This window comes from Marinococcus sp. LNHM3E3-2.2, from assembly GCF_056034385.1.
Window position 1 is genome coordinate 118,923 of record NZ_JBQLIC010000003.1, and the last position, 15,428, is coordinate 134,350.

The window sequence follows — 15,428 nt, forward strand, 5'->3', positions numbered from 1 at the left end:
GGCAAGTAACCGTGGGAATTTATATGTTTGGAGTTATTGAAACTACTGAAAAGCCTACCTTCGGCACCGTGGAACTTGAGGGAAAAGAGCGAAAAATCTATACCCTCCAGCGCGGGCAGGAAGCGATGGTGGTAGCGGAAGCTCCGATGCAGATTTATGATCCAACGAGGAAAAACCTGCGGGCTCATCAAGATACAGTGGCCAGAGTAATGGAAGAATACGATGTCATTCCGATGAGTTTTGGGAACGTCCTTGAGGACCAGAAAGAAGTCTTTGCTCTAATGGAAAAGCTGCAGGATCAGTTTGAAGAAATTTTTCCGAAGATCCGCGGCAAAATGGAAGTTGGACTTAAAATCATCGGAAAAAAAGAATGGCTGAATGAACAAATCCGCCAGGAACCGGGAATGGAAGACCTGCGCAAAAAAACGGATACGAAAGGCAAAAACGCCAGCTATTACGAGCGTATGCAGCTCGGAGAATCAGCGCAAAAATTCATGATCAGGCTGCACGAGCGCTTTGAGGAAGAGGTTTTTCAGCCGCTCGCAGAGATTGCCAATGCAGCTAAAAGTAACGAAGTAATCAATGAGCGGATGCTGTTGAATGCCGCTTTTTTAATAGATAAGGAAAACGAAGAAGCTTTTGATGCAAAAGTAAACGAGATTTTTAATGAATGGAATGAACACGCTGATTTCAAGTATACGGGCCCGTGGCCGGCATACAACTTTATTGACCTGAAAATAAAAGCGGGGAACAGCGTATGATTCATAAATTATTTACCTGGCCGCTTGATACTGTCGTCTGGGCTGGTAAAAAAGTAAAGGAAGAGGCGGATAAGGAATATTTTGACGTCCGCCAGATTCAAAAGAAACTGGCCAATCTGCAGATCATGTACGAAATGGAAGAAATTTCTGAGGATGCCTTCACAGAGCAGGAGGAAGAGCTGCTGCAGCGGTATCGCAGAGCGAAGCAGATTGAACAGGAAGAATTACGGGAAGAGTTAGAGGAAAAGGATTAAAGGAGTGAACCGGCAGTGCAGACAAACTCGGGCGCTCCGGCTCTTTTGTATTTGTATGCCTTGATTCCCACCAGCGAATATGAGGAAGATCCTATGGAGCCGATGGAAGGTATGGAGCCGGACAATAATATCAGCTTTATTGAACATGGCAGTATCACTGCAGTAGTTACTCATGTTCCGGAAGAAGAATTTTCCCAGGAACAACTGCAGAAGAATGTAGAAAAAATGGAATGGCTGCAGGCTAAAGCCTTTCACCATCATGAAACGATGAACCAGCTGCATGATCGCTATACCACGATCCCGTTAAAATTCGGCACGATTTTCGAGCAGGAAGCAAATCTTGCGGAAATGATTGAAAAATACCAGGAGAGCGTAACGGCTCAGCTTTCTTATTTGGAAGGCAAAGAAGAATGGAACGTCAAAACTTACGCTGATCAGCAATTGTTCACTGAAGCCGTCGTGCAGAACAGCGAGGAAATTCAGGCGAAAGAAGCAGAGCTTGAAGCGATGCCGGCTGGCCGGCGCTTTTTTGAGAAAAAGAAAATGGACCAGTTCATTGAAGCGCAGGCAGACGAGCAGATTGAGAAGCACTGCCAATCATTTCATGATGAGTTAGCTGCCTGGAGCGAAGGCACAGAAATAAAAAAGAATTGGGAAAAGCGTGTCACAGACCGGGAAAAAGAAATGGCTTGGAACGCCGTATACCTGATTCACTCGAAAAACCGGGAGGCGTTTATTCAATTAATTGAACAGCGCCAGGCAAAAGAAGAAGCAGAAGAGACCGGAATGGATTTAGAGTGTACAGGCCCGTGGCCGGCATTTCATTTCTCAGGCCTGACAGACAGGAGGGAGCAAAATGCCCCAGGACACTCTTAAAAACCGGGAAGTTTCCCTGCTCGATGTCTTGGACTCCGTACTTGATAAAGGGGTCGTACTCCAGGGCGATATAACGATATCCATTGCAGGGATAGATCTTGTTTATTTGGATTTACGCGTACTGATCGCTTCTGTCGAAACCCTGCGACAGTCGGAATTGAAGACGCAGAAAGAATTTGTTTCTAATTCTTCAGAACCTTCCCAAGTCGAATAAAGGAGGCCGAACACTGATGGAAAATAGTAACCCGCAAGTAACACAAGCCCAGCAGCCGACCGGACGCATATCACTGGATCCCGACAAAGCAGAAGAAGGGCTCACCCAGCTGGTGATGACGGTGGTGGAGCTGCTGCGTGAGCTGGTGGAACGCCAGGCAATGCGCAGAGTTGAAGGCGGAGATTTAACAGAGGAACAAGTCGAGCAGCTTGGTGTAGCGCTCATGCAGCTGGAAGATAAAATGGAAGAAATGAAGGAAATCTTTGGCCTTACAGCGGAAGATCTGAACATTGATCTTGGACCTTTAGGGAACTTACTGTAAGCTTCAAAATAGGCTTGAAAGAAGGGAATATATTATGGCTGAACAACCTGTACAACGATCAGCACCCGATCACATGGAGAGACCGTCCGGCGGCCTTGTTGACATTCTGGAGACAGTATTGGACAAAGGTGTCGTCATTGCTGGAGACATTAAAGTAAATATTGCGGATGTGGAACTGCTGACCATTAAAATCCGCCTGGTCGTCGCCTCAGTAGATAAAGCTAAAGAAATGGGCATCGACTGGTGGGAAACAGACCCGCATTATTCGTCCAAGGCAAAAGGGCTCGAAGAAGAAAATCAGCGGCTGCTTGAACGGGTAGAACAGCTTGAAGAAAAGCAGCAGACTGAAAGTGAAGAGCAGCAGGCGACAGCACAGAATAAAAACAAAGCCGAAAAGTGAGGTGAACGCACGTGATTTTCCGTGACCTGTCTAAAGACATCGGCCAGCTGGTACGGGACCTGCAGAATCAGGACAAGTCGCAGGTTCAGCGTACAGAAGAGCGCACGTTTGGAAAAGGCGAAAACGCACCGAAGCTTCGGATGGAATATAACATGAAAGCAAGAACACTTCCGTCGAAGGAAGAAATGGAAGAATACCGAAAAGAAATCAAGCAGCGGGACAGGGATCGTCTGGAATAACAGATCCTGTCCTGCGTGAAAGCTTTTCCGGGGGCATCTGTTTTTCTCCGGAGAAGCGGTACATAGCTGTATTAATTAATAAAGGAGCTGGGCACATGGCAAAAGATAAAAAGCGGCGGAGCTTTTTAAAGAAGAAAAACATTGATGAATCAACGTTGAAGGACCGATTAAAGCGCCTGAATCCGCGGGCGAAAAAATATGCGAAAGACCCAAAAGAAACGGAAAAACTGCTGCGGCAGGCGAGAGAAAAAGCGGACGAAAATCAGAGTCCGCTGAAAAACGTGTGGCAGGAGCTGCAGCTGATGCTTGAAATGCTTCGTGCCTGGTGGAAAAAAGAGTACCAGCATGCGCCCTACAAATCGATTGTAGCCATCATTGCAGGACTGATCTATTTCGTTTCTCCCATCGATTTGATTCCGGACTTTCTCCCGGGCGGCCTGATTGATGACGCAGCGGTTATTTCGTTTGTGTTCAAGCAGGTACAAAAAGACCTCGATGACTTTAAAGAGTGGAAGCTGCAGCGTGATAATACGATTAATGCAGATGAATAATATGAAAACACCAGCATTTAAGGATGTTGGTGTTTTTTATCTTTCTAATTGCTGCAAAACATATGAAAAAACATTTGATAAAATTTTGCATTGAAATTTGAAAGCGCTTCCTGTAGACTGTTGTTAATTAGTTAGATCGATCTACTTATTGGATCGATCTAATAAAAAGGCGATAATGTATGCGCTTACTAATATGGGGAGGCGTAAATGTGAAGAAAATGGGGTTAGGTTTAACTGTGGCCGCTGGAGCATTTTTAATTTCCGGCTGTTCTCCAGAAGTTTCTGGAAATCAAAGTGATGAGCCAAAAAAAATGAGATTGGCTGTAGCAACTTCAGAAGACAGATCGTTAACACAGGGATTATATGAGTTTCAAGAAATTGTGGAAGAAGAAACTAATGGCGAAATAGACGTTGAAGTTTATCCGAGTGGAGTGCTTGGGGGCGACCGGCAGGTATTGGAGGGCATGCAGCTCAATACAATTCAGGGAACCACGGTCTCTACTGGACCGATAGCGCAGTTTGCACCTATTTTTAATCTTTTTGATCTGCCTTATTTATTCGAGGACCGTGAAACAGCTCATGAAACGCTGGATAGTTCTATCGGGGAGGGTCTACTGGAAGAATTACCGGAGCAGAACCTCGTTGGACTTAACTATTGGGAAAATGGTTTCAGGCAATTAACAAACAGTCAACGCGAAATCGATTCTTTGGAAGATGTACAGGGGCTTGATATCCGGACATTGGAAAATGATCTGCACCTGCAGCTTTGGAGTGAACTCGGAGCGAATCCAACACCGATGAGTTACACAGAGCTCTACGTTGGGCTGGAGCAGGGAACGGTAGATGGCCAGGAAAACCCGGTAGGAAACGTAGTGAATGACAACTTTTATGAGGTGCAGCCATATTTAACGGAAACTAATCACGTGTATAATGCGAGCTTATTTGCCCTTAGTAAGCCTTTTTGGGATTCACTGTCCGATGAAGAAAAAACGATAGTGGAGGAAGCGGCGGACGAAGCAAAGGAATATCAAAGAGATTTGAATGAAGAAGAAAGCGAAGAAGGAATTGATTTTCTGGAAGAGCAGGGAGTGACGGTGACTGAATTATCGGATAGTGAAAGAGAGAATTTTGCAGAAGCAGCCCAGCCGGTATATGACACATTTACGGAAGAGCACGGAAGTGAAGAATTAGATCGTATTAGAAGCCGGGCTGAAGAAGCTGGAAATTAACAGAGCAGGAGGTGAAGCAGGATGAAAATAGTCAAATGGCTGGACCGCCATATCGAAGAAGTTCTACTAATAGTTCTAAGTACAGTAATGCTTGGAATAATTGGTGTTCAAATTTTCATGAGGTTTATCCTGGGCAGTTCGCTTGGCTGGTCGGAGGAACTGGCGCGGTATTGCTTCATATGGCTGGTTTTTGTAGGAGTAAGCTATGGAGTAAAGAAACAGCGTCATATTAAAGTAGATGTAGTATTGCTGTTGTTAAAGGAAAAAGGAAAAGTTGTACTCAACATGGTATCAAATATCATCTTTTTGCTTTTTGCGGTAAGTATTGCAGTATACGGTTTAGGCATTTCCTTTCAAATATTTGGGTGGGGGCAGCTCTCGCCTTCATTAGGTGCTCCAATGGGAGCGGTATATCTGGCTGCTCCTGTAGGGATGCTGCTTACGGCTGTTCGTATTATGCAGCAGATTATTAAACAAATAAAGTATCTGAAGGGACACAATGTAGACGAAAGAGAAATCATAAGTGACCGTATGACGGATAACTATGGTATAGAAGAGGAAGAGGCAATGCCAGATCAACGATCCGCATCAGGTCAGTATAAAAAGAAAGGAGAGGGAGTATGACAGCTACAGTACTTTTTGGAAGCTTTGCAGTCCTGCTGGCGTTAAGTGTACCGATCGGAATAGCATTGGCGATTGCTTCATTGATTGTGCTAATAAGCACCCAGGTGCTGCCTCCAGAATTTCTTGCTCAATCACTGATAACTTCTGTGGATTCCTTTGCCATAATGGCAGTTCCGTTTTTTATCCTGGCCGGAGAGGTTATGAGTAAAGGCGGTGTGTCTGCGCGGCTGTTTCATGTAGCCGAAACGCTTGTTGGTAATAAAACCGGTGGCTTTGCCATGGCCACAATTATCACCTGCATGTTTTTTGCGGCTATTTCCGGTTCGGGCCCTGCCACTGTAGCAGCTATTGGAGGAATCATGATCCCCTCGATGGTACGAATGGGATATGATAAAAAATTTGCTACTGCGTTAGTAGCTGCAGCTGGTTCTTTAGGGGTGATTATCCCTCCAAGTATTCCAATGGTAATGTACGGTGTTACTGGCGGAGCTTCGGTAGGAGACTTATTTATAGGGGGGATTATCCCGGGCATTGTGGTAGCAGCCGGTTTAATGGTCTATGCCTTTTACTATTCCAAAAAACAAGGGTACGTGGGAAATGGTGTTCCCTTTGACATAAAAGAGTTTGGCAGGTCAGTTTGGGATGCCAAGTGGGCTCTTTTAATTCCAATCATTATACTCGGAGGAATATACGGTGGTATTTTCACTCCCACAGAAGCTGCAGCGGTAGCTGCCATTTATGGTATTATTGCAGGAATGTTCTTATATAAAGAATTGAAAATCAAAGACATGCCTAAAGTAATGGCTGATGCAGCCTTGACTACAGCTACAGTGTTGATCATTGTAGGAGCAGCTACTGCTTTTGGCCAATTGATGACTATCGCACAAATACCAGGACAGATCGCTGACTTCTTACTGGGTATATCTAATAACACTATAGTTATTATTTTACTTATCACCCTGATTTTATTGATTATTGGCTGTTTCATGGATACTCTGGCCGCCATCATTATACTAACCCCGTTATTGCTTCCTATCGCGACAGAAATTGGTTACGATCCGGTGCATTTCGGTATTATTATGGTCGTCAATCTGGCGATTGGCTTTATTACACCGCCTTTAGGAGTGAATTTATTTGTAGGCTCAGGAATATCAGGTCTTTCAATGCAGTCATTATCCAAAGCGGTCTTACCGTTTTTCGTTGCCATGCTGGCAACGTTGATGATTATTATCTTTATTCCACAGCTGACCACAGTATTCCTCGGAGAGTAAAGGAGCAAAATAATGAGAGAAGTTATTGTAAACATTGACAGCAAGCAGACTATCAGTGAATTAAGTAATTTGCTGCAGCCGTTCAAAGCGGAGGTTTATTTAAGAAAAGCATCAGAAGGTAACGTACAGGAAATTAATTTGAAAAGCTTTTTAGGGCTTGTGTCAACTCGTTTGGAAAATGGGGAAAGAGTTTATCTTTTAGCAGAAGGTGAAGATAAAGAAAAAGCCCTGGACGCCGTAGAAGAGTATTTATCGTAAAAGGAAGGCAGGTTTTCCTGCCTTCCTTTACTAATGAAGCAGGTGCTGAATTGACAGGTATTCAGCACCTGCTTCATTATAATAGTTAGATTGTTAATGACGGATGTAAGAGGGTGAAGGCATTGAACAAAAAACGAGTCACGTTAAAGCAGGTGGCAGAGCATGCGGGAGTATCGCGGGCTACGGCTTCTTTGATTGTCCGGAACAGTCCGAGTATATCTAAACCAACAAGAGAAAAAGTTCTTCAATCCATGGAAGAATTAGGCTATGTTTACGACCGGGTAGCAGCAAACTTAAGAGAGCAGCGGTCAACTACTATAGGCTTAATTATTACGGATATTTCAAACCCATTTTATTCAGAGCTTTTAGTAGGAGTGCATGAAACGCTGGAAAAAGAAGGATATACAATCCTGCTTGGAACAACATTTGATTCTGAAGAAAAACAGCGGAAGCTTCTTTCTACAATGATGGAGAATCGTGTAGGAGGCGTTATATTATGCCCGGTTTCAGATACTTCCATGACTGATATCGATTCTCTGAATAAATGGCAGCTTCCGTTGGTTTTAGCAGTTCGGGAAATTGATGGTTTGGTAAGCGACTACGTTGGAGTTGATTATGAGCGCGGGGCTTACCTGGCTACAAAACATTTGCTCGAGGAAGGCCATAGAAAGATTGCTTTTGTAGGGGGAGGAGCAGAGTCACTGGCCTGGAAGGATAGAGAAAATGGATACATGAAAGCCTATAAAGAATGGGGTAAAGAACTTGATACCTCTTTAATTGAAGCAGGAACAACAGATCGAAATGGAGGCGTACATGCAATTAAAAGCATATTCAATAAGGGTAAACAGCCTACTGCGGTTTTTTGCTTTAATGACACAGTAGCTTTTGGTGTACTTGAAGAACTTAGGAACCAGGGGAAAACTCCAGGTAAAGATGTAGCAGTAGTAGGTTTTGATGACGTGCCGGAAGCGGAGGCCCTTTCCTATCCTGCTTTAACCACAGTTTCCTCCTACCCAAAAGAAATAGGAGCCCGGGCAGCTGCCTTATTGAAAGAACAGCTTGAAAGCGATGAAAGAGACAGGAAAAGAATTATTCTTGAACCAGAATTAATCGTGAGAAAATCAACATTTCCACTCCCAAAATAAAAAACGGCTTCTCATGGAGAAGTCGTTTAATCGTACATATCCCAGGCCATTTTTAGTGAGTCTGTTAAATAATCAGCTACATCTTCCGCCGGCAGCTGATCGATGGTGATTTTAGAATTATGATCGGCGTAAGTGCCCTGCCGCTTATAAAATAATTCTTCTATTTCCTCTATGCTCTTTCCCTGCAGAACCGGCCGGTTGCCCATTATGAGGTGCAGCCTTTCCTTCCAGGAGTCCCAGGACATATCTAAATAAAAGACAGTGCAGTTGTTTAGGCAGAGGTTGCGGATTTCTTCCTGCATGAAAGCACCCCCGCCTAAAGAAATCACCTTTAAGCTTTGTGTGGAATACTTGCGGACCAACTCTTTTTCCTTCTCACGAAAAGCGGGTTCGCCGATTAATTTAAATACTTCAGGAACAGGCATGCCATATTCCTTTTCTATTTCTTCGTCGATATCAACAAAGCTTCTGTAAAGCTTCTTAGCGACTAGTCTTCCGACAGTAGTTTTACCCACTCCCATAAAGCCGATGAACACTATGCTTTTTTCTCGTAAAGATCGCTCTGTCATAATATCTGCACTCTTTCATTTGTATTGAATTCGTTTTAAAATGTACCGCGATTATAATACATGTTTGCTGTCACTTACAACTATATCATATAAACAGCTGTAAGCAGTAAGCGATGACGATAGTGAAAAGAATATAGCCCGAAGCAAACGGCAGGTTCCACAGGCCTAATCGGTAAGGGTTCACATTTAAATAGTTTCCCACCAGGGAAACCGAAATATTAAAGGGACTGTACATAACCGGACTTAAGCTGCTCACTATTAATACTAAAGCTAAAGGTACAGGGCTTAAATCCGGCAGGGAGGGGGCGATAATTTCTGAGAGAAGAATTACCGAAACCAGCGGGTGAAAGCCTACAAAGCTTGAAACGATGAAATAAATGCCTATCGCCAAATAGAAATAAAATACCTGGTCATGCAGAGCGGTAAAGGCGTACTGCAACGTATCAAAAACAGGAGTTTCTGCAAGCATCTGAACAAATAAACCGGCACTTAAAAACATAAAAAAGAAATTGGCCATGCCTTTGGTGCGGTTCTGCCATTGTTTTACGGCAAAAATGGTATATCTTCGCAGCCTTCGAATAATTATTGACCAAAAAAAAGATACAGGAGCAATGAATAAAACTAAAGTAAACAAGTAATCATAACCAGTCCATCCGCTTGTAATACTTACACAGGAAACCAACAGAGCCAGCAAAAGTATTAAACTAAAAATTTTTCGCCTGATGAGAGAAGCGGAGGAAGAACTTTCCTGGTTCTGAGGAAAAGTAACAGAAGGAAATTTAAGAGATGAAGCAGCAATATCAAATACGATTACGACCATCACAATGGAAGCAATGGCTGGAAATACATGAATATATTCCTGGCCAGTTATGTTTAAAGCTGTAATCACCATAATTTCCAGCGGGCTCCATGCCAGGCACAAGGCGTAAGCTCGCAGCAAGTTTTGGGTATAGAACTTGCTTTTTACACGTTTCGAGGTATTTTTAAAAGTGCCATCAAGTGTACGCATCAAAACAGAAAAAGTAGCTATGTTTAAAAATAATCCAAGCACATGGCAAACAAAGAAACTCCGCTTATATAAATGCTTTATGTTTTTAACGCCCTGCTCAATAAATTTTCGGAGATTTCTATCGTATTTGCCCACCTGTATCAAGGAATTTAAAAAAGGAAGCATGTAAAAAAATGCGAGAATACTCATCATCGTCGTAAATGAGGAAAAATAAGCATTTAAGGAGAGGTCATTTAATATAAACAACAGTGTACCAATAGTGTAGAAAATGAGTCCGGAATAAAAAAATAAACCTCGGGCATAGAAAAATGAAAGCAAAATAACAATATTGGCAAGAACGCCTAAAATAATAACTTCGCCCGGTATATCAACAAATTGAAAGGCAATATAAAGAATCACTAATAGTGAATAAATGACAAGGCGCATGAGTAGATCCCCTTTTAAGCTAAAAAAATGGTTGATGTTTTAATATATCTATCGTATCATAATGATAATGTTTACAAATTATAATTTTAGATCGATCTATACTAACAGCGAAAGCTGTTTTTAAATGAATGTTTATTAGATCGATCTAATAAAACGAGGTGAAAGGGATGCAGGAATTATTAGCTCAGCCTTTTATTGAAAACCATTGGTTGAAGAATGAAACTACAAAAGAAACGATTTATAACCCTTACAATGGAAAAAGTATTGGAAGCCAATATACCGCAAGCCTCGAAGATGTTGAAAAAGCTCTCCAGGCAGCTTATAAAGACAAAAAAGCAATTGAGTCTATTCCTTCTGGTAAGCGGGCGAAAATTTTAAAAGCAGCTGCACTACTGCTTGAAGAAGAGAAGGAAACGTTCGCCAAACTAATTGCTGAAGAACTGGGCAAGCCTCTTAAAAATACTAGAGATGAAGTTTCCCGCTCGATTGAAACGCTGGAACTTTCAGGGGAAGAAGCGAAACGGCTGCACGGGGAAACTATACCAGGGGACGCATCAGAACGTGGAACGACGGCCATGGCATCCACGTACCGGGTTCCGGTAGGAGTCATCGCCGCTATTACGCCATTTAACGCTCCGCTCAACCTTGTCTGTCATAAAATTGGCCCAGCGTTCGCCGGGGGAAATGTCACTATTTTAAAGCCCGCTCCCCAGACAGCGTTGATCGCTACAGCGTTGTTAGATTTGATGCTGCGGGCGGGGCTTCCGGGAAATGCGGTTCATATGCTTTTAGGCGGCGTCGAAATTGGGCAGAAAATTGTGCAGGATAATCGGGTGAATGTTATTTCCTTCACGGGAGGGACCAAAGCGAGTAGAAATATTTGTGATACAGCGGGAATGAAAAAGGTTCTACTTGAACTTGGAGGCAATGCTGCTACGATAGTCCATCATGACGCTGACATTCAGGAAGCCGCAAAAATGAGTGCTAAAACCGGTAATAGTAACTCGGGTCAAAGCTGTATTTCAGTGCAGCGTATTTATGTGCACCGTTCGGCAATGAATGAATTTTCAGAAGCACTAAAAACGAACGTGGAACAGCTTCAATTAGGGGATCCTTTGGACGCTGCCACTGATATAGGCTCTCTTGTAGATGAAAATGCAGCAAACCGGGTGAAATCCTGGATAGATGAAGCTGTAGATGGAGGGGCTGAACTTTTAACAGGGGGAGTGCAGGACGGGGCTACGATCACTCCAACTGTGCTGTTGAATCCTAAGCATGAAGATAAAGTGGTGTGTGAAGAAGTTTTCGGACCGCTCATAAGCGTTATTCCTTATGACGATATCGATGAAGCGATCACCTGGTCTAACGACTCTGAATTTGGTCTTCAAACAGGGGTGTTTACTAAAAATATCGATCTTGCTTATAAAGTGGCCCATCAAATTGAAGCGGGCGGCGTAATTATCAATGGGACCTCGAACTTCCGGCTGGATCACTGGCCATACGGCGGCGTGAAAAATAGTGGTATTGGAAGAGAAGGCCCAAGGTTTGCCATAGAAGAAATGACTGAAATGAAGATGGTGGTCCTGCGTCTGCCTGCCAATGAATAAAGAAGATATGGAGTGGAGGTGCAAATATGAATGGTTTAACACTGGAGAGTCCTTCCCGGCTAAAAATAGTAGAAAATGATCAAGAGATTTTAAATGAAAATGATGTGCGCCTGAAAATTATTTACGGAGGTATCTGTGGTTCGGATCTTAGTGTGTATAACGGTAAACTACCGCACGCTGATTATCCGGTTCGCCCCGGGCACGAAATTTTAGGAATTATTGAAGAAACAGGAACGACAAGTCCTTACTCCACAGGAGAACGTGTAATCGTACAGCCTAATACGTATTGCGGAGAATGCGAATATTGTCTGCAGGGGAAAACCAATATCTGCCCATATAAAAAATCTCTTGGAATCAATGCGGACGGTGGATTTGCGGAGGAAGTAGTCATTGACAGTAAATATGTCATGCCTGTAGACCCCGGCATTACTGATAAACGGGCGATACTGATTGAGCCTCTGGCAGTAATTGTTCATGCTTTAAAAAAAGTGACAGTAAATGAAAAGAAAAAGGTAGCTGTCATAGGCTGTGGAACAGAAGGAATGCTCGCACTTGCTTTAGCTGATTATCTGGGCGGAAATGTCAGTGCTGTTGACATAAACGAAGACAAGCTTCGGAAAGTAAAAAGTAATTATGAATCGGTAAAAGTAAACTATCCCGAAGAGGTTAAAAACAGTTATTTCGATATTGTTATCGAAGCGGCAGGGACGAAGTCGTCGTTTGAACAAAGCATAGATATTGTTAAGCCGGGGGGTGAGATCGTTTGCGTAGGCATGACTCCTGAAGCACAATTGTCCGTTACAACACTTGTGCGTAAAGAAATAACCCTGTACGGCTCCATTATTTATAATGTGCCTGATGATTTTACGCAAACGATGGAGTATCTCAAAGCCTCAGCCTTGAACGTAGAACCGGTGATTTCTAAAATATTTCCTTTTCATGACTATCAGCAGGCTTATGACGAAGCTCTTTCAGGAAAACAAGGGAAAATAATTCTTCAATTCGGGGAGGAAAAATAAAATGAAAAAATTAGTTTCTAATCTGTTAGCTAAATATCTGGAAACCCGCGGAGTTGAACACGTATTTGGCTTATGCGGACATACAAATATCGCAGTACTGGCTGAACTCGAGAAAACGTCGGTGAAATTCGTGAATGTTCGCCATGAACAAATTGCTGCTCATATGGCAGACGGCTATGCCCGTGCGAAGAACGAGACTTCTGTTTTATTAAGCCACGTAGGGCCAGGACTTACCAACGCCTCTACCGGAGTAGCAAATGCTGCTCTGGATTCGATTCCAATGGTTGTTATTGCAGGAGATGTACCTTCTCATTACTATGGTAAGCATCCGCACCAGGAAATGAATATGCATGCCGATGCTTCTCAATATGAAGTTTACCGTCCATTTGTTAAAAGAGCCTGGAGAGTAGATCGCGAGGATCTGCTCCCGGAAATTATGGAAAAAGCTTTCCAATTGGCAGAAAGCGGCAATCCTGGTCCGGTTTTAGTGTCTGTACCGATGGATATGTTTTCTAAAGAAATTGAGGAGTCTTTATTTGAACAGCAAAAACGCCATACGAAAAAACTCCAGAAGCCTTCTTTGGATGAAGATACAGCAAGAGAAATTGTGCAGAAGCTAATCCAGGCAGAACAGCCGTTGCTCCACGTTGGCGGCGGCATCATGCTAGCCGATGCCTCAGATGAACTCCGGGAGTTTGCCAATCATTTAGGCCTGCCAGTTTCTCATTCTTTGATGGGTAAAGGCGCTATGTCAGACGATGACGATTTAACACTTGGCATGACCGGATTCTGGGGAACACAATTTATTAATGAGAAAACTAGAAATGCAGATTGGATAATGGCTCTTGGCACAAGGTTTGCTGAAGCTGACAGCAGTTCCTGGGAGGGAGAGTATACGTTCCAGTTTCCTCCAACAAAATTGATACACATCGATATTGATTCTTCAGAAATCGGTCGCAACTACCCGGTGGAGATTGGGGCAGTAGCTGATCTCAAACAAGCATTGCAGGCATTAATTAAAGCAGCGAAGGAAGAACTGCCGGAAGGTAAAGAAAACGCCGAATTGAAAAAAGAGATTAAAGAGTATAAACGTTCGTTTAACGAAGCTAATCAAAAGCTCGTAGAGGATGATCGTTTCCCAATGGTCCCTCAGCGGATTTTAGCTGAAGTGAGAAACGTGGTACCTAAAGATGCTTATATTACTACAGATGTAGGCTGGAACAAAAACGGCATGGGCCAACAGTTCCCAATTTATGAAGCAGGTTCGGTATTAACCCCAGGAGGTTACGCCACGATGGGCTTCGGTGCACCAGCAGCGTTAGGAGCGAAGGTGGCAGCTCCGGATAAAAAAGTTATTTCTCTCGTAGGAGACGGAGGATTTGGTCAAAACCCTGCACTTATGGCTACAGCAGTGGAAGAGAATATTCCGGTGGTATGGGTAGTAATGAACAATTCTTCATACGGAACGATAGCAGGATTGGAAAAGGCACACTTTGGCACTACCTACGGAACCGTTTTCGAGCGGGATGGCGAAAGCTACACGCCGGATTATGCAGCAATAGCCCGGGGATACGGGATAGAAGGAATTAAAATTGAAAAAGCGGAAGAATTCAAACCGGCTCTGAAGGAAGCTTTGGCCAGTGAAAAGCCTGTAGTCATTGATGTTGCTATGATTAACGAGCCGGTACCGACAGATGGACACTGGAACATCATGGATATCTATTCGCCTGGAAAAAAAGTTCACCATGAGGGTGTTTGAACTATAAATTAGATCGATCTAATTTAATATAGGAGGCATAATATGGAGCCGAAGTTCTCTTTAGCACATTTAACAGCTTTAGAATATAGCCCGCCAGAACTGACATATTTAGCTGCAAAAGCCGGTTTTGATTATGTTAGTATGCGTCCTATCTATATGGGGCTGCCCGATGAGAAAAACTACGATTTAGCCAACAATCGGGAAATGTACAAAAAGACTAAAAAAGCTTTACAGGAAACAGGCCTCGAACTGTTGGATATCGAATTGGCGAAAGTGGATAAAGGCATTGATTATAAAAATTACGAACCGGCCTTTGAAGTTGCAGCTGAACTTGGTGGCAAGCATGTATTAAGCAGTATATGGGTAGATGACGAAGACTTTGCCCTAGAGCAGTTTTCAAAGATATGTGACCTCGCAAATCAGTACAATTTAACTGTAGATTTGGAATATGTTCCGATAGCCAGCATAACGAACCTTTCAGAAACGGTAGAGATATTAAAAAAAGCAGATAAGAAAAATGCGGGTCTGATGATTGATGCCCATCACTTTTATAGAGCAGGAGATAAAGCGGAAGAATTAAGCGAGTTGCCAAGAGAGTGGTTCCATTACATGCATTTATGTGATGCACCGGGAGTCGAGCCTTCTTCTCAAGAGGAAATGACAAGGATTCTCCGGGAAGAAAGACCGTATGTTGGTGAAGGTGCCGCAGATATTTCCGGGCTGCTCCGGAATACGCCCAATGTACCGTATTCTCTGGAAATTCCCCATAGCCGGCGGGCAAAAGAATTGGGGTATGAAAATCACGCAAAAAAATGCTTGCAAACTGCTAAACAATACGTCAAAAATACTGTTTTTAGCGGCGAAAGCTAATATGCAGGGAATGGTACAGAGTGAT

Annotated in this window: 19 protein-coding genes; 17 read left to right on the forward strand and 2 right to left on the reverse strand. The window is 43.2% G+C overall.

The window, feature by feature from the left end:
* The first annotated feature begins 11 nt into the window (after positions 1–11).
* From ACTRXF_RS05515 to ACTRXF_RS05575, 13 genes are all read left to right on the forward strand, one after another.
* The gene (locus tag ACTRXF_RS05515) at positions 12–761 is read left to right on the forward strand and encodes a GvpL/GvpF family gas vesicle protein (protein WP_322526667.1); all 750 of its coding nucleotides are present in this window, start codon (positions 12–14) and stop codon (positions 759–761) included.
* On the forward strand, positions 758–1,015 hold the full coding sequence (locus ACTRXF_RS05520; RefSeq protein ID WP_079475234.1) for a gas vesicle protein GvpG: 258 nt from the start codon (positions 758–760) through the stop codon (positions 1,013–1,015). The genes ACTRXF_RS05515 and ACTRXF_RS05520 overlap by 4 nt, the downstream gene beginning before the upstream one ends.
* A gap of 15 nt (positions 1,016–1,030) precedes the next feature.
* Positions 1,031–1,891: a GvpL/GvpF family gas vesicle protein gene (locus ACTRXF_RS05525; protein WP_474278233.1), complete on the forward strand. Its 861-nt coding sequence runs from the start codon at positions 1,031–1,033 to the stop codon at positions 1,889–1,891.
* Entirely contained in the window at positions 1,872–2,105 is a 234-nt protein-coding gene (locus ACTRXF_RS05530) for a gas vesicle protein (RefSeq protein WP_474278235.1), read from the forward strand. Before ACTRXF_RS05525 ends, ACTRXF_RS05530 begins: the two co-directional genes overlap by 20 nt.
* A gap of 16 nt (positions 2,106–2,121) precedes the next feature.
* Positions 2,122–2,427, forward strand: coding sequence for a gas vesicle protein K (locus ACTRXF_RS05535; RefSeq protein ID WP_474260948.1), 306 nt, complete (start codon positions 2,122–2,124; stop codon positions 2,425–2,427).
* 73 nt (positions 2,428–2,500) lie between these two features.
* Positions 2,501–2,827, forward strand: a complete 327-nt coding sequence (locus ACTRXF_RS05540) for a gas vesicle protein (protein WP_474261139.1) — start codon at positions 2,501–2,503, stop codon at positions 2,825–2,827.
* Positions 2,828–2,838: 11 nt separating this feature from the next.
* Entirely contained in the window at positions 2,839–3,066 is a 228-nt protein-coding gene (locus tag ACTRXF_RS05545) for a hypothetical protein (RefSeq protein ID WP_091613997.1), read from the forward strand.
* A 95-nt stretch (positions 3,067–3,161) separates the two neighbouring features.
* The gene (locus tag ACTRXF_RS05550) at positions 3,162–3,617 is read left to right on the forward strand and encodes a YkvA family protein (protein ID WP_474278237.1); all 456 of its coding nucleotides are present in this window, start codon (positions 3,162–3,164) and stop codon (positions 3,615–3,617) included.
* A gap of 218 nt (positions 3,618–3,835) precedes the next feature.
* Positions 3,836–4,846, forward strand: coding sequence for a TRAP transporter substrate-binding protein (locus tag ACTRXF_RS05555; protein WP_474278378.1), 1,011 nt, complete (start codon positions 3,836–3,838; stop codon positions 4,844–4,846).
* Positions 4,847–4,867: 21 nt separating this feature from the next.
* Positions 4,868–5,470, forward strand: coding sequence for a TRAP transporter small permease (locus ACTRXF_RS05560; RefSeq protein WP_474278239.1), 603 nt, complete (start codon positions 4,868–4,870; stop codon positions 5,468–5,470).
* Positions 5,467–6,741: a TRAP transporter large permease gene (locus tag ACTRXF_RS05565; RefSeq protein ID WP_474260951.1), complete on the forward strand. Its 1,275-nt coding sequence runs from the start codon at positions 5,467–5,469 to the stop codon at positions 6,739–6,741. Before ACTRXF_RS05560 ends, ACTRXF_RS05565 begins: the two co-directional genes overlap by 4 nt.
* A 12-nt stretch (positions 6,742–6,753) precedes the next feature.
* Complete coding sequence (locus ACTRXF_RS05570) at positions 6,754–6,999, forward strand: HPr family phosphocarrier protein (protein WP_322526676.1); 246 nt, start codon at positions 6,754–6,756, stop codon at positions 6,997–6,999.
* A 113-nt stretch (positions 7,000–7,112) separates the two neighbouring features.
* On the forward strand, positions 7,113–8,144 hold the full coding sequence (locus ACTRXF_RS05575; RefSeq protein ID WP_474260952.1) for a LacI family DNA-binding transcriptional regulator: 1,032 nt from the start codon (positions 7,113–7,115) through the stop codon (positions 8,142–8,144).
* A 26-nt stretch (positions 8,145–8,170) separates the two neighbouring features.
* Here the strand turns inward: ACTRXF_RS05575 and ACTRXF_RS05580 are convergent, their stop codons facing one another.
* Both ACTRXF_RS05580 and ACTRXF_RS05585 read right to left on the reverse strand, forming a co-directional pair.
* The gene (locus ACTRXF_RS05580; protein ID WP_322526678.1) at positions 8,171–8,713 is read right to left on the reverse strand and encodes a shikimate kinase; all 543 of its coding nucleotides are present in this window, start codon (positions 8,711–8,713) and stop codon (positions 8,171–8,173) included.
* 85 nt (positions 8,714–8,798) lie between these two features.
* A complete protein-coding gene (locus ACTRXF_RS05585; RefSeq protein ID WP_474278241.1) occupies positions 8,799–10,148 on the reverse strand; it encodes a hypothetical protein in 1,350 nt (449 codons plus the stop codon).
* Between the two features lie 167 nt (positions 10,149–10,315).
* Between ACTRXF_RS05585 and ACTRXF_RS05590 the strand changes: the two genes are divergently transcribed.
* From ACTRXF_RS05590 to ACTRXF_RS05605, 4 genes are read left to right on the forward strand one after another with little or no spacing between them, the layout of a single operon-like run.
* Positions 10,316–11,755 (forward strand): aldehyde dehydrogenase family protein, encoded by a 1,440-nt coding sequence (locus tag ACTRXF_RS05590; RefSeq protein WP_474260954.1) that lies wholly within the window; start codon positions 10,316–10,318, stop codon positions 11,753–11,755.
* A 26-nt stretch (positions 11,756–11,781) separates the two neighbouring features.
* A complete protein-coding gene (locus tag ACTRXF_RS05595) occupies positions 11,782–12,774 on the forward strand; it encodes a zinc-dependent alcohol dehydrogenase (protein ID WP_474260955.1) in 993 nt (330 codons plus the stop codon).
* Position 12,775: 1 nt separating this feature from the next.
* On the forward strand, positions 12,776–14,533 hold the full coding sequence (locus ACTRXF_RS05600; protein ID WP_474278243.1) for a thiamine pyrophosphate-binding protein: 1,758 nt from the start codon (positions 12,776–12,778) through the stop codon (positions 14,531–14,533).
* Positions 14,534–14,575: 42 nt separating this feature from the next.
* Positions 14,576–15,403, forward strand: coding sequence for a sugar phosphate isomerase/epimerase family protein (locus tag ACTRXF_RS05605; RefSeq protein WP_474278245.1), 828 nt, complete (start codon positions 14,576–14,578; stop codon positions 15,401–15,403).
* Positions 15,404–15,428 lie beyond the last annotated feature (25 nt).

Excerpts from the sequence above, each read along its gene's own strand:
- ACTRXF_RS05520 (WP_079475234.1), top strand. The coding sequence starts at position 758 with ATGATTCATAAATTATTTACCTGGCCGCTTGATACTGTCGTCTGGGCT.
- ACTRXF_RS05600 (WP_474278243.1), top strand. The coding sequence starts at position 12,776 with ATGAAAAAATTAGTTTCTAATCTGTTAGCTAAATATCTGGAAACCCGC.
- ACTRXF_RS05535 (WP_474260948.1), top strand. The coding sequence starts at position 2,122 with ATGGAAAATAGTAACCCGCAAGTAACACAAGCCCAGCAGCCGACCGGA.
- ACTRXF_RS05580 (WP_322526678.1), bottom strand. The coding sequence starts at position 8,713 with ATGACAGAGCGATCTTTACGAGAAAAAAGCATAGTGTTCATCGGCTTT.
- ACTRXF_RS05590 (WP_474260954.1), top strand. The coding sequence starts at position 10,316 with ATGCAGGAATTATTAGCTCAGCCTTTTATTGAAAACCATTGGTTGAAG.
- ACTRXF_RS05555 (WP_474278378.1), top strand. The coding sequence starts at position 3,836 with ATGGGGTTAGGTTTAACTGTGGCCGCTGGAGCATTTTTAATTTCCGGC.
- ACTRXF_RS05530 (WP_474278235.1), top strand. The coding sequence starts at position 1,872 with ATGCCCCAGGACACTCTTAAAAACCGGGAAGTTTCCCTGCTCGATGTC.
- ACTRXF_RS05585 (WP_474278241.1), bottom strand. The coding sequence starts at position 10,148 with ATGCGCCTTGTCATTTATTCACTATTAGTGATTCTTTATATTGCCTTT.
- ACTRXF_RS05570 (WP_322526676.1), top strand. The coding sequence starts at position 6,754 with ATGAGAGAAGTTATTGTAAACATTGACAGCAAGCAGACTATCAGTGAA.
- ACTRXF_RS05560 (WP_474278239.1), top strand. The coding sequence starts at position 4,868 with ATGAAAATAGTCAAATGGCTGGACCGCCATATCGAAGAAGTTCTACTA.
- ACTRXF_RS05550 (WP_474278237.1), top strand. The coding sequence starts at position 3,162 with ATGGCAAAAGATAAAAAGCGGCGGAGCTTTTTAAAGAAGAAAAACATT.
- ACTRXF_RS05605 (WP_474278245.1), top strand. The coding sequence starts at position 14,576 with ATGGAGCCGAAGTTCTCTTTAGCACATTTAACAGCTTTAGAATATAGC.
- ACTRXF_RS05540 (WP_474261139.1), top strand. The coding sequence starts at position 2,501 with ATGGAGAGACCGTCCGGCGGCCTTGTTGACATTCTGGAGACAGTATTG.
- ACTRXF_RS05565 (WP_474260951.1), top strand. The coding sequence starts at position 5,467 with ATGACAGCTACAGTACTTTTTGGAAGCTTTGCAGTCCTGCTGGCGTTA.
- ACTRXF_RS05595 (WP_474260955.1), top strand. The coding sequence starts at position 11,782 with ATGAATGGTTTAACACTGGAGAGTCCTTCCCGGCTAAAAATAGTAGAA.